This is a genomic window from Gilvimarinus xylanilyticus, assembly GCF_024195295.1.
GTDB classification, from domain to species: domain Bacteria; phylum Pseudomonadota; class Gammaproteobacteria; order Pseudomonadales; family Cellvibrionaceae; genus Gilvimarinus; species Gilvimarinus xylanilyticus.
This window is the reverse complement of record NZ_JAMFTH010000005.1, coordinates 1-12,440: the sequence shown is the minus strand read 5'-3', so window position 1 is coordinate 12,440 and position 12,440 is coordinate 1. Positions and strand designations below refer to the sequence as shown.

Sequence of the window (12,440 nt, the reverse complement as noted above, 5' to 3'; positions counted from 1 at the left end):
CGCTTAGTCTCCGGCCTTTACGGGTTCTGGCTGAGATTGTTCGGCGTCGTTGGCCGCCTCGTCATCATTGCCGTAGTTGTAACGGCTCTGCACCCGGCGCAACTGTTCTTCCCATTCGGGCAGCATGGGTACGTCGTCTTTGTTGGTGATCAGCGTCGCGTTATTGCGCTGATCCAGCAGCTTTTCGCGTACATGGCGATATTTCTCGGCGGTGGCGCCAATCAGCATTTCATCATCCGGTACCACGCTGGCGCGGATGAATACCATCAGGTTGGTTTTGGTGGTGTTGCTGCTCTGGCTTTTAAACAGGTTACCGATCACCGGCAGATCACCCAGCAGAGGTACTTTGCGCTCTTGGGTACGCACATCGTCCTGAATCAGACCGCCCAGCACGATGATCTCACCCGAGGCGGCCATTACCTGAGTGTTAATCTTGCGCTGGTTGGTTACTAAGCCTGAGTTAGTGGCGGCGGTATCGTCCACGCTGGAAATTTCCTGGGCGATGTCCATGACGACCGTGTCGCCGTCGTTCACGTGGGGCGTAACGGTCAGCAGAATACCCACGTCTTTACGCTCAACCGTCTGGAAAGGGTTGGTGGGGTTGCTGGCGCCGGTGCCTGTGCCCGTGTAGGAGCCGGTTACGAAGGGCACGTTTTGGCCCACAGAAATCTCGGCCTCGTGGTTGTCGGTGGTCAGCAAGCTGGGTGTGGAGAGAATGTTGGTGGCACCATTGGCTTTTAACAGCTTAAGCACCGCCAGCATATCGGTGGTTTCACCCAGGCGGCCGATGCCAAATACTTGCCCGGCAATACCGGATAAACCCGTCGCCAGACTCAGTAAACCACTGTCTCCGTCCTCAAAGGCGCCTTGCGCCAGGCTACCCAGGGTGCCATCGGCACCGTTAGTAGAGCTGCCAAAGCCGATATCCTGATCGCGGTACATCCACTCGACGCCCAGTTCGGCGGCATCGGTATCGGTGAGTTCTACAATAATCGCCTCAACCAGGACTTGAGCGCGGCGAATATCCAGGCTCTCAATCAGCACCATCAGCGATTGCAGGGTATCGCCATCGGCAGTGATTAAAATAGCGTTGGTGTCTTCGTCGGCCTGTACGCTGGCTTTAATTTGATTGCGCGAGCTGGTGTTATTGCCACCGCTTTCGGCCTGCTCGATTTTCTGCATATTCTGCAGTACGCCGTTGAGTACCTCGGCCACCTGATCGGCCTTGGCGTACTTAAGGTAAATGACCCGGACATTGGAGTTGGTGATCTGCGGCCGATCCAGGCGGCGAATCAGCATTTTAATGCGCTCGCGCTGCATATCGTCGCCGTTAATCAGTACGCCGTTAATGCGGGTATCGGCCACTACAGTAACCGGGGGGCTGCCGTTGCCGCGCTGGGCATCGGGTTTTTCCAGCTGTTGAATCACCTTCACAATGGCGTCGGCCTGGGCGTAGCGCAGCTCCACCAGCTCGGTGCTGATGACCGCCGATTTATCGATTTGTTTAACCACATCCAGCAAGCGGTTAATGTTGCCGCGGGTGTCGGTGACGATAATCGCGTTGCTGGGGTCGTAGGCAGAAATATGACCGTGCTGAGGCACCAGCGGGCGGAGCACCGGCAACAACTTGGCGGCACTGATGTTCTCGAGCTGAATGACCTGGGTCATATAGCCGTCGTTGTCCGCCTGGCCGCCCTCCAGGCTGGGAATGGGCAGCGAGCGGGCATCGCGGTTGGGGACAATGCGTACCACCTCGCCGTTTTCTACGGCGGTAAAGCCGTGCACATCCAGAATGGATAAAAACAGGCCGTAGAGCTCTTGGCTATTGACCGGTTTTTCCGAAATCACCTTAACCTGGCCGCGCACCTTGGGGTCAATAACAATGGTTTTACCGGTGGCTTCGGCGATGAATTTAATGACTTCCTGAATATCCGAGTCTTTAAAGTTGACCACCCAGGTCTGCTCGTTGGCCGTTGCCATCATCGGCAGCGCCAGGGCAAGCACCAGAAGGGTGGCTCGAATTCGTTGGTAACACGCTCTCACTAAAGACCTCTCTTGACTACAGCTCGACGTCAATAATCACGACTTCGCCATCGCGCTCGACTTCGAGGCTGGCGGAGGTGGCTTGACTCATATTGCGATAGATTTCCATGATCCGGCCGGGATTATCCAGCGCGGTACCGTTAACGGCGGTGACAACATCGCCGCTTTGTAAGCCCACGGCTTCAAAGGCGGCGGCGTTGCGCCCCGGGCGCACCTGGTAGCCTTTGATTTTGCCGTTCTCGCGGTGGATATTAAACGCCACCACGTCAGATAAATTGCGCCGCGCCTGCTCCACGGCCTGTTCGGGCGCTACTTCGGCGCGGGGCTCGTCGCGCTCGCGCGGGCCCTGGTCAGCGTCCTGTTGATCGTCCTGGGCGTCGGCGTCGCTGCCCTCGGAAAGCTCTTGCGGGTCGCCCTCCCAGCTGCGGCTGGGGGTGTCCACCGGGGTCGAGTACTGCTTAGCGATGCGCGGCGCATTGGGGTCGTCTTTGTACAGCCAGAGGGATTCGTACTGGCCTTTGTTGTCCAAAATCACCCGCAGGTTGAGTACCTTGGCGACTTTGACGTTGTTCATATTCTCGAGCTCGTCGCCCGGGCCGTAAATGGCCTGGCTTTTCGAGTCGGCGATAATCGCGCGCGCCGCCTTGGTATCGCTGGAGTTAATCACCCCCTGCAGCACCAGTGACAGCTTGGTGTCTACCGCCTGATCTTCAATTTGCGGCTCCAGCGGTTCGGCTTCGGGCTCGGGCAGAGGCTCAACCTCGCCGCTACTGGCGCCGAATACGGTTAGATCTTTAAGTGAATCCACATCCACTTCACGGGTATTGGTTTGCGTGCCGCCGGTGCTTAGGGCATTGGCGGAAATGCGCGCGGCGGGAATCTCGGGTGCCGGCGTCAGTGCCCAAAACAGCTGCGCCAAGGTGTGCGCCAACCACACCACAATAATCAGCAGTGCCAGCTGCCGCCAGCGTCGGGTGGGCACCCGTGACAGGCCCTGGCTAAAACGGCGGCCAAAAGCGCTCAGGCGATCGGCGCCCGAGTTGCCGGGTTCTTGCGTTGTCAGATTTTGCATAAATGGTCTTTGTTTATCCCGGCTGGCGCGGGTACATCATCAATCGTCTTTAGACGACTTTCTGTTTTTTTATCGTTCATCTATCACTGAGCCGACCGATTGTACTGCAACCCCCTATAAAAGCGAAATGGCGCCAAGGCCGGCCAGCCTACGCGGGCATTGTGACAGTTTTTTTGCGCCCTGGGTTCGCTCCTGTCTCATTTTTGTTATACACCGAGGTATGATAGCGCTACCATATGGCTGTTAACGTCAACAATAAAAAGCCAAACTGATTTGGGAGTCTTATGAAGCCTTTACTCGCTTTACTGCTTGGTCTTAGCGGTCTGCCCGCCACAGCGGAGTCAATCTGGCGCGGCGATTTTGAAACCGGTAATTTATCCCAGTGGCACTATCTGGCCAATCCCCAGGGGATTAGCGTGCAGTCGCGATGTGTGTACCAAGGGGACTATGCCGGGCAGATTCAACTCGATGGTGACCCGGAGTTTCTTTGGCACGGCAACGAGGCGCTTAACCGCAGCGAGCTGAACTTTAAACCGAGCGATACCCGCGAGGGCGCCGAGGTTTACTTTGGCTGGAGCTTTTATCTACCCCAGCCACTGTCACAGGCCAAGCACGAGCTGGGGTACTGGGAATCCAGCGACTCCTGGCAGCAGCAAATACGTTTTAATATCCACGGCGAGGCGCTCAGTTTTCAAACCTCCAGCGCCGACAGCGCCCACTGGAGCACGCCCCAAGGCGCCAGTGCTGGCGTGTGGCACGATGTCGCCATGCACATCCATTTCTCCAGCGACCCGCAAAAAGGCCATGTCACCCTCTGGCACGACGGCGAACAAGTCTTCGCCGAACATTTACAAACCCGGGTGAACGATACGGACGCCATGTTTACCCAAATCGGGATACTGCGCGCCCGCGAGGATTCCACCGAGACTATCTTGATCGACAATGCCCGCCAGACTGACAACGCCGAAGAGCTGCTGGCTGCCTTTGATGCGGGTACGCCGTTGGGGTGTCACGGCAAGGGCCGTTAGAAAAGATATGTATTGCAGAAATTGTCATTTCTCTTTTAATTTGCCCGCGTCGCCGGGCGTGGCGAGTTACTTTTTTCGGCAAAAAGTAACCAAAAACCTCGCCCAACAACTGGCCCCGGCGGGGTCCCCTCACTCCGGCCTATTTTAGCGGGCCGTATCGACAGGCCTTCCCTGGCCTGGCGATACTTGCGCAAACATCCTGTTTGCTTACCCCCTAAAATAGGCCTCCGCTCGGCTCAGTTGTAAACGGGCGAAAACCCCAAGTGAATCCACGGCTTCAGACTCATAATTGAACGTGCAGGCAACCAAGAACAGAAACTTAGTTACGGTGTATCATAGCCCTATGGCCAAACTGACCCACCGTTTTCTTACCTCTATCGACCAATGCTCCGACATCGACTGGAATTCACTGCTCGTCGGTGACAATCCATTTAATCGCCATCAGTGGTTTGCGGCGCTGGAGCACTCGGGGGCCACCACTGCCGACACCGGCTGGCAGCCCTTCCATTTGTTGGTGGAAGAAAACGGCTCACCTGCGCTGATCATTCCCTCGTTTATCAAAGCCCATTCCTACGGCGAGTATGTTTTTGACTGGGCCTGGGCGGATGCCTACCAGCGCTATGGGTTGGAGTATTACCCCAAGCTGATCAGTGCCGTGCCTTTTACCCCCTGCTACGGCCCCCGCTTTTTAGGTAGCGATGATCTAGAGGTTCACGCCTATGCGCTGGAGGCCATCAAAAACGAATGCGAAAGCCGCGACTTATCCGGCTGGCACTGCCTGTTTCCCAGTCGCGAAATAAGCGAGCAACTGCGCGAGCAGGGTTTGGGGCAACGCACCGCCTGTCAGTTTCACTGGTTTAATCGCGACTACCAGAGCTTTGACGACTTTGTCGCCTCGTTTAGCTCGCGCAAGCGCAAAAATGTATTAAAAGAGCGGCGCCGGGTGCGCGAGCAGGGGTTTAGCTTTCGCACGGTGAGCGGTGCGGGCATTAGCGCGGATGATTGGGCCTTTTTTTACCAGATGTACGCGCGCACCTATTTAAAGCGCAGCGGCCATACCGGTTATTTAAATGAAGAGTTCTTTGCCTTGCTGGGCCAGCACTTGAGTGAACAGTGCGTGATGGTTATCGCCTACCTTGAGAGCCAGCCGGTGGCCGCCTCGCTGCTGCTGCGGGATAGTCGCACTTTATATGGTCGTTACTGGGGCTCGTTGGCAGAATTTGATTTTCTGCACTTTGAAACCTGCTATTACCAGGGCATTGACTATGCCATTGCCGAGGGGCTACAACGTTTTGACGGCGGCGCCCAGGGCGAGCATAAACTGGCGCGTGGGTTCGAGCCGGTGCTGACTTACTCTAACCACTGGCTGGCCGATGAACGCTTCGACGAGGCGATAGTGGATTTTTTAGAGCAAGAAGCTGCTATGGTAGCGGCCTATCAACAAGGCGCCCAAGCGCATTTACCCTTTAGGAATACCGGTGATTAACGCCCTGCACCCCAAAAAGATTCTTACCTTATTGGATAGCCTGGATCGTGAGCCGCCCTCGCATTCGCTCTCGCGCGAAGCTTCCTTGCGCCGAATCATGGCGGTGCTGGCTTGTGTGTGCGTGTGTTTGCTGCTGGTTCACTATGGCAAATACTCGCGTACCTTGTGGGACCTGCTGCGCTGGGCGGGCGAATGGAGCGGCAACAGCGAGCGCTATCTGGCGCCGGTACAAAGTTCAGGCTACGGGCATTTAATTGCCTACGCCTGGTGGAGTTTTATTCACTTATTGGGCTATGTGCTCATTCCCGCGCTGCTGATTCGCAAGGTGCTAAAAGAGCGGGTGCGAGATATGGGCTGGCGCTGGAACGACACCCCCCGGCACTGGCGCGGCTATGTGCTGCTGACCACTCCCATTTTGTTTTTTGTCTACCTGGTCAGCCTGGGCGACGATTTTGTGAATCACTATCCGTTTTACCAACAGGCTTCGCGCAGTTGGTTTGATTTGCTGGGCTGGTGGGGGTTGTACATTGGCCAGTTTATTTTTTTAGAGTTCTTCTTTCGCGGTTTTATGCTGAACGCCCTGCGCCCCGCCTTGGGGGCCAATGCCATCTGGGTAATGTGCATGCCCTATTTGATGATTCACTTTCCCAAGCTGTGGTTGGAAGCGACCGGGGCGATTTTGTTCGGTCTGTTTTTGGGTATTTTAGCGCTGGCCTCGCGCTCTATCTGGGGCGGGGTGATGGTGCATGTGACCGTCGCGCTGGCGATGGATTCGGCGGCGTTGTGGCGCAAGTCGGGTTTTCCCAGCGAAATTTTACCTTTTTAGCCTTGGCGGCGTATTCCTCTGTACGATTTAGGAGGAATACATGCAATTTGATCGCGACGCCATTAACGCCATGTCCCAGCGTTATCGGGCCCACTTTATTAAGGGCACCTCTATTAATCCAGAGTTGCCTCTGGCTTTCAGGGCTTCCCGAGATCAAGGCGGCTTTGCGACGTCGGGCTGGTTGCCCGCCGAGTAAAGCCAACACAGAGATCGGGAAGCCCTGAAAGCCCCGAAGGGCGCGGCCAAAACGCCCATCCGCTGTGTTGCTCTTCTTGCTAAGGGCTACGGCCATTAGCGGCGAAAAGCGCCGTGCGGAGTGAACGTTTTGGACTCGCGCAGAGACAATTCTGGATTAATAGAGGTGCCCTTAACTCCCTGTCGGGATACAAAAGCGCCAATTTAGTCGGGACTCAGGACCTCAGCGGCCACCCCAACCTGGCGATTGTTAGCTCCGTTTTCCACTTGGGGGCCAACCCGCCGCTGATGGGTATGATTTTTCGCCCGCAGAGTGTCGAGCGCCATTCGCTGGAGAATATGCTCGCTACCGGTCACTTTACCCTCAACCAGGTAAGTGGCGATATCTACCGCCAGGCCCATCAAAGTTCGGCTCGCTACCCGCGCGAGACCTCGGAATTTGCCGCCGTCGGCTTAACGGCCGAAACCCTGCCCGGCATTAAAGCGCCCTTTGTGGGCGAGAGCTTATTAAAAGTGGCGCTGCAGCTGGTGGAGGTACAAACCCTGTGTAACGACACCGAGCTGGTGATCGGGGAAATTCAAACTGTGATCGCACCCGAAACGGCGGTGGCGGAGGACGGTCATGTGGCCATTCACGCTTTGGACGCCGTGGCGGTATCGGGGCTGGACCACTACCACTTGGGGTGTCCCCTGGAGCGGCTGGAATACGCCAAACCTGAGCGCGAGGTGCGGCCGCTGGTTCCACAAGACCCGCAATACAGGTAAAATCCTGCTCCATCTAAAACCAGAACAGAGTAAGAGCAGGGCAGAATGGGCAGAGCTTTCCAAAACCGTAAAGAATCCATGGCGAAAACCGCCGCCGCCAAAACCAAGGTTTACAGCAAATACGGCCGCGAAATTTACGTTTGCGCCAAGCAGGGCGGTACCGACCCGTCCGGTAACCTGTCACTGCGCAGCCTGATTGACCGCGCCAAAAAAGACCAGGTGCCCAGCCACGTGATCGAAAAGGCGCTGGACAAAGCTCAGGGCGGTGCCGGCGAAGACTACAGCCCCGCGCGCTACGAGGGTTTTGGCCCCGGCAACGCCATGGTGATTGTGGAGTGCTTAACTGATAACCCCAACCGCACCATTGGCGATGTGCGCACCTGCTTTAACAAGACCAAAAGCAAGCTGGGTGTGGAAGGCAGCGTCAGCCATATGTTCGATCACTGCGCCATTTTTGTCTTTGACGGCAGCGATGAAGAAGCCGTGCTGGAAGCGCTGATGGAAGCCGATGCCGATGTGAACGACATCGAGTGCGAAGATGGCAAGGTCACGGTGTTTGCCCCTACCACCGAATACGCCCAGGTGCGCGGCGCCTTAACCAGCGCCTTCGACGGCATCGACTTTGATGTGGACGAAATTCAGTTTGTACCCCAAACCATTACCGAGGTTTCCGGCGACGACGCCGAGACCCTGGAGAAACTGCTGGATATGCTCAACGACGTAGACGATGTACAGCGCGTTTATCACAACGCCGAAATCCAGTAACACAATCAGGCGGGGTAACCCGCCTTTTTTATACCCATAACAATAAAATGTCATGACCCAATCCGCCCCGCCCGACGACACCCAGGAGTTTATTACTCCCCACGCGCTTAATATTAATACCGCGCTTATCGGTTTGACTCTGGCGTCCCCCTGGAAACGCTTGGCAGCCATCGCGGTAGATTTGGCCTTTATTCTCGCCCTTAGCGTAATACCAGCAGGCTTTCTATTTCTGGCGTTGGTGTTGCTGGTGTTGGGGTGGCGCAACCGCCGCTCGATTAACTTGGCCGTTATACCGCAAAGCGGCAGGGCGCGGATGCGTGTACTGGGAAAACTGGTGTTAATGCTTGCGGGTATTGCGCTGCTTTTGGCGACCTTACTGGGTGCAGTGGTCTGGCTCAAATACGGCGAGCGCGTCCGCCAATTGACCACCGACGTGGTATTTTACGGGGTAGACCTTAGCAACGAGGTGTCTGCCGGGCAGGCCTTGGGGGTAAACGCGTTTTTATTCGGCGCTTCGCAAGACATCCGCCTGTCCGATTGCACAGATCTTGATTGCTGGGAAAATGAGCTTTTCTACCTGGCGGTTGCTCTGCCCGATATGGGTATTTCCCGCGCGAGTGCGGGCGAGATATACCGCCGTTTTGCCCTGCTGACACCCCTTGCCGAGCCAGAGCGTAATAGCCTGAGCGAGTATTTAAGTGCTCACTACGGCGCGCAGATGAGCGATCGCCCGGACGCTCAGGAGCCCGCAAATGCGGCGCCGAATTTTTCGCCGTTGGGCTGGTTATTGGCTTTGGGCAAGGATATGGGGCTGGGGGTGAGCTGGACGGCGTTTTATTTCACCTTGTTTCACTGCGTTGCCGGTGGCTGTACCCCAGGCAAGCGGTTGTTTGGCACGCGGGTGATAAAGCTAGACGGCAGTGCGCTTACCATCTGGGACAGTTTCTTTCGCTTTGGCGGCTATGCGGCGGGCATTACCACCGGGCTTTTGGGATATTTACAAATTTACTGGGACCCCAATCGTCAGGCCATTCAGGATAAGATTGCCGCAAGCGTGGTAATCGACCACCACCGCCCGGCACTTACCCCAGAGCAGGCCCGCAAACTGGGATAAAAGTGCAAAGGGCTGTAAATTTTGCAGCCATTGGGGCTATTTAACAACGCCGCAAGCCACGCGGCTGCCACCGCCACCCAGCGGCTTAGGTTCGTCGGCGTAGTTATCCCCGCCACTGTGAATCATCAGGGCGCGCCCCTCCAAGTCTTCAAACTTCACCTTAGGTGCCAGTACCGGAGTCGTCGCGTCGCCTTCTTCATTCACCGAAAGCGTGGGTAAGTCGCCCAAGTGCCCATCTTCCCAGGGCGCGGCGTGTTTGCCAGCTTCGTGCGGATCATAGTGACTGCCAGCTGCCCCGGCGGGCTTGCCATCAGCGGGCTGACAGCTTGGATTTTGATGGACATGGAAGCCGTGCTCGCCTGGCATCAGACCCGACAACTTAGGTGTAAACACGGTGCCATACTCGGTCTCTTCCACTTTGATGGTGCCAATGGCGTTAAGCTTGCCGTCCTCGGTCACCTTGTGCATGGGGACTTCGTAATCGCCGGCAAAGGCAGCGGCTGGCATTAGCATAGCGGCGGCTATCAGAGTGTGAATAGAGCTTTTCATACGAACCTCCTTTATTCAGGGTGTACTCGACCTACGCAAAAGCGGTGCCAGGGAGTGGAATTGGTTGGAATTGGAGGTAAATCAGGGTATTTTCATATGCCAAAATATTTATCTCTATAAAAAATCAAGGCGAGCCTCATTCACTATGACCTTTTCGTTTCGCACCGGACTGACTTTACTACTGACGCTACCCCTACCGGCTATTGCCGCTGGCCCTCTTACTCTGTGGGCTGATCAGCCGGTCACTGACTGGGAGCAACAGGCATTTCCCATTGGCAATGGCGCCCAGGGGGCGGTGGTGTTCGGCGATCCTGCACTCGAGCGAATTCAGCTAAACGAGAAAACCTTGTGGGAGGGCGGCCCCGGCTCCAGCCATGGTTATACCTTCGGTTGGCCGGAAGAAGGCAACCAGCACGATGCGCTAGCTCAGGTTCGTAAAACCCTGCAAGAAAAGGGCAGTATGACCCCCGAGGCCGCTGCCGAGCTGATGGGGCGCGGCAACCCCGGTTACGGCAACTACCAGAATTTTGGCTATATCGAGCTGCAGGTAAGCGCTGAAGGCGAGGTAAGCGATTATCGGCGCGAGCTGGATTTGGCCACGGGTATCCTACGGATTAGTTACACGCAAAATAGTATCGACTACCAACGAGAGTACTTTTACAGCTACCCCGACCAGACATTGGTGGGCCACTGGAGTGCCAGCGAACCCGGTCAGCTTAGCGTGAAAGCCGGTTTTGTCATTCCCGCCAACCGCTCGCGCAGCGATAATGCCGAAGCCAACCGTTTACGGGTGCACGGAGCACTTAACGACAATGGCCTTAAATACGAGGGTCTGCTGGCATTGCAGGCCGAGGGCGCCGAGGTTACAGCCAGCGTTACCGAGGAACAGGGCCAGTTAGCGGTTGAGGGGGCGGATGCTCTGACGCTGGTTTTCTCGGCGGCTACCAATTATGCCCCCACTTACCCCGATTACCGGGGTGCTGACCCGCAGCCTGTGGTCAGTGCCCGGGTAAAAGCGGCCCAGGCACGCGGTATAGAAACCTTAAAACAGCGTCACTTAACTGATCATCAGGCGCTGTTTGGTCGTGTAGCTCTGGAATTGGGGCAAAGCGATTACTCACAAACCACCGCCGATTTGCTGGCCGACTACGGCAAAGGCGATAAGAGCCTGGATCGAACTTTAGAGGCGCTCTACTTTCAATACGGTCGCTACCTGCTGATCGGCGCTTCGCGCGCGGGATCGCTACCGGCCAACCTGCAGGGGGTGTGGAACAACTCCAATACCCCACCCTGGAATGCCGACTATCACGTCAACATCAATTTGCAGATGAACTACTGGCCCGCGCTGGTCACCAACCTGGAAGAAACCACCACACCGTTTTACGACTTTGTGGAATCTTTGGTTGAGCCCGGCCGGATCTCGGCGCAAAAGCTGCTGGGCGCCGACGGCTGGACGCTGTTTTTAAACACCAATATTTACGGCTTTACCGGTGTGATCGCCTGGCCCACGGCGTTTTGGCAGCCCGAATCGGCCGCCTGGTTGATGCAGCACTATTACGAGCACTATCTGTTCACCCAGGACGAAGCCTTTTTGCGCCAGCGCGCTTACCCCATTATGAAAGAGGCCGCGCAGTTTTGGCTGGATGCCCTGGTGACCGATCCGCGTGACGGCAAGCTGGTGGTCAGCCCCAGCTACAGCCCCGAGCAGGGCGACTTTACCGTGGCCGCCGCCATGAGCCAGCAAATTGTGACCGAGCTGTTCACCAATACCTTGGAAGCCGCGCGCACCCTTAAATCTGACCCGGCGTTTGCCTCCGAGCTGGAAGCGGCGCTGGCCAAGCTGGACGATGGCCTGCGCATTGGCAGCTGGGGCCAGTTGCAGGAGTGGAAAGAGGACCGCGACGACCCGGACAATCACCATCGCCATGTCTCTCATTTGTACGCGTTGCACCCCGGCCGCGTGATTACCCCCGAGGCGACGCCCAAGCTGGCCGAGGCGGCCAAGGTGAGCCTGAACGCGCGCGGGGATGGCGGCACCGGCTGGTCCCAGGCCTGGAAGGTGAACTTTTGGGCGCGTTTGGCCGACGGCGAACGCGCCCACAAGGTACTGGGCGAGCAGTTTAAACGCAGCACCCTGCCCAATCTGTGGGACAACCACCCGCCCTTTCAAATTGACGGCAACTTTGGCGCTACCGCTGGGATCGCCGAAATGCTGCTGCAAAGCCATGATCTGCGCCTGCATCTGCTGCCCGCGCTCCCCAGCGCCTGGCCGTCGGGCTCGGTTACCGGGTTGCGCGCGCGCGGTGATGTAGGTGTGGCTATGCAGTGGGCTAAGGGCCAGCTCACCCAGGCTACCCTGACCCCCGATAGTGATCAGACTGTGACGCTGGTCGGCCGCCAGTACCAGGTGTTGGACGGCGCTACCGGTAATCCCATCCGTACCCAGCCCAGTGCCAACAACGGCCTTAGCTTTGCGGCCAGTGGCGGTAAAAGTTACCGCATTATTCCACGCGCTTCGCACTAGGGCCTGTTCACGCTAATTAAGTGCGCCTGCTGGAAGCCAGTTTTGTTTCCAGCTAGGCGCCGTGAGCGAAGTT

Annotated in this window: 11 protein-coding genes; 8 read left to right on the top strand and 3 right to left on the bottom strand. The window is 56.8% G+C overall.

What is annotated here, in order from left to right:
* Positions 1–3: 3 nt before the first annotated feature.
* Together gspD and gspC are read right to left on the bottom strand one after the other, a co-directional pair.
* A complete protein-coding gene (gene gspD / locus M6D89_RS13630; RefSeq protein WP_253968636.1) occupies positions 4–2,043 on the bottom strand; it encodes a type II secretion system secretin GspD in 2,040 nt (679 codons plus the stop codon).
* 16 nt (positions 2,044–2,059) lie between these two features.
* On the bottom strand, positions 2,060–3,115 hold the full coding sequence (gspC, locus tag M6D89_RS13625; RefSeq protein ID WP_253968635.1) for a type II secretion system protein GspC: 1,056 nt from the start codon (positions 3,113–3,115) through the stop codon (positions 2,060–2,062).
* 284 nt (positions 3,116–3,399) lie between these two features.
* Here gspC and M6D89_RS13620 point away from each other — a divergent pair, with 284 nt between their 5' ends.
* The 7 genes from M6D89_RS13620 to M6D89_RS13590 all read left to right on the top strand — a co-directional run bounded on the left by M6D89_RS13620 (position 3,400) and on the right by M6D89_RS13590 (position 9,294).
* A complete protein-coding gene (locus tag M6D89_RS13620; protein WP_253968634.1) occupies positions 3,400–4,143 on the top strand; it encodes a polysaccharide lyase family 20 protein in 744 nt (247 codons plus the stop codon).
* A gap of 352 nt (positions 4,144–4,495) precedes the next feature.
* Complete coding sequence (locus tag M6D89_RS13615; RefSeq protein ID WP_418930362.1) at positions 4,496–5,629, top strand: GNAT family N-acetyltransferase; 1,134 nt, start codon at positions 4,496–4,498, stop codon at positions 5,627–5,629.
* Positions 5,622–6,455: a CPBP family intramembrane glutamic endopeptidase gene (locus M6D89_RS13610; protein WP_253968632.1), complete on the top strand. Its 834-nt coding sequence runs from the start codon at positions 5,622–5,624 to the stop codon at positions 6,453–6,455. Before M6D89_RS13615 ends, M6D89_RS13610 begins: the two co-directional genes overlap by 8 nt.
* Before the next feature lie 40 nt (positions 6,456–6,495).
* Positions 6,496–6,651, top strand: coding sequence for a hypothetical protein (locus M6D89_RS13605; protein WP_253968631.1), 156 nt, complete (start codon positions 6,496–6,498; stop codon positions 6,649–6,651).
* A gap of 113 nt (positions 6,652–6,764) precedes the next feature.
* Positions 6,765–7,415, top strand: coding sequence for a flavin reductase family protein (locus tag M6D89_RS13600; RefSeq protein WP_253968630.1), 651 nt, complete (start codon positions 6,765–6,767; stop codon positions 7,413–7,415).
* A gap of 45 nt (positions 7,416–7,460) precedes the next feature.
* Entirely contained in the window at positions 7,461–8,180 is a 720-nt protein-coding gene (locus M6D89_RS13595; protein WP_253968629.1) for a YebC/PmpR family DNA-binding transcriptional regulator, read from the top strand.
* A 52-nt stretch (positions 8,181–8,232) separates the two neighbouring features.
* Entirely contained in the window at positions 8,233–9,294 is a 1,062-nt protein-coding gene (locus M6D89_RS13590; RefSeq protein WP_253968628.1) for an RDD family protein, read from the top strand.
* Positions 9,295–9,330: 36 nt separating this feature from the next.
* Here the strand turns inward: M6D89_RS13590 and sodC are convergent, their stop codons facing one another.
* A complete protein-coding gene (gene sodC, locus M6D89_RS13585) occupies positions 9,331–9,843 on the bottom strand; it encodes a superoxide dismutase [Cu-Zn] SodC (RefSeq protein WP_253968627.1) in 513 nt (170 codons plus the stop codon).
* A 145-nt stretch (positions 9,844–9,988) separates the two neighbouring features.
* Between sodC and M6D89_RS13580 the strand changes: the two genes are divergently transcribed.
* The gene (locus M6D89_RS13580; protein WP_253968626.1) at positions 9,989–12,367 is read left to right on the top strand and encodes a glycosyl hydrolase family 95 catalytic domain-containing protein; all 2,379 of its coding nucleotides are present in this window, start codon (positions 9,989–9,991) and stop codon (positions 12,365–12,367) included.
* The last annotated feature ends 73 nt before the right edge of the window (positions 12,368–12,440 follow it).

Bases quoted from the DNA above. Each gene is read 5' to 3' on its own strand.
- gspC (WP_253968635.1), bottom strand. From the start codon at position 3,115: ATGCAAAATCTGACAACGCAAGAACCCGGCAACTCGGGCGCCGATCGC.
- M6D89_RS13620 (WP_253968634.1), top strand. From the start codon at position 3,400: ATGAAGCCTTTACTCGCTTTACTGCTTGGTCTTAGCGGTCTGCCCGCC.
- M6D89_RS13605 (WP_253968631.1), top strand. From the start codon at position 6,496: ATGCAATTTGATCGCGACGCCATTAACGCCATGTCCCAGCGTTATCGG.
- M6D89_RS13595 (WP_253968629.1), top strand. From the start codon at position 7,461: ATGGGCAGAGCTTTCCAAAACCGTAAAGAATCCATGGCGAAAACCGCC.
- M6D89_RS13590 (WP_253968628.1), top strand. From the start codon at position 8,233: ATGACCCAATCCGCCCCGCCCGACGACACCCAGGAGTTTATTACTCCC.
- sodC (WP_253968627.1), bottom strand. From the start codon at position 9,843: ATGAAAAGCTCTATTCACACTCTGATAGCCGCCGCTATGCTAATGCCA.
- M6D89_RS13580 (WP_253968626.1), top strand. From the start codon at position 9,989: ATGACCTTTTCGTTTCGCACCGGACTGACTTTACTACTGACGCTACCC.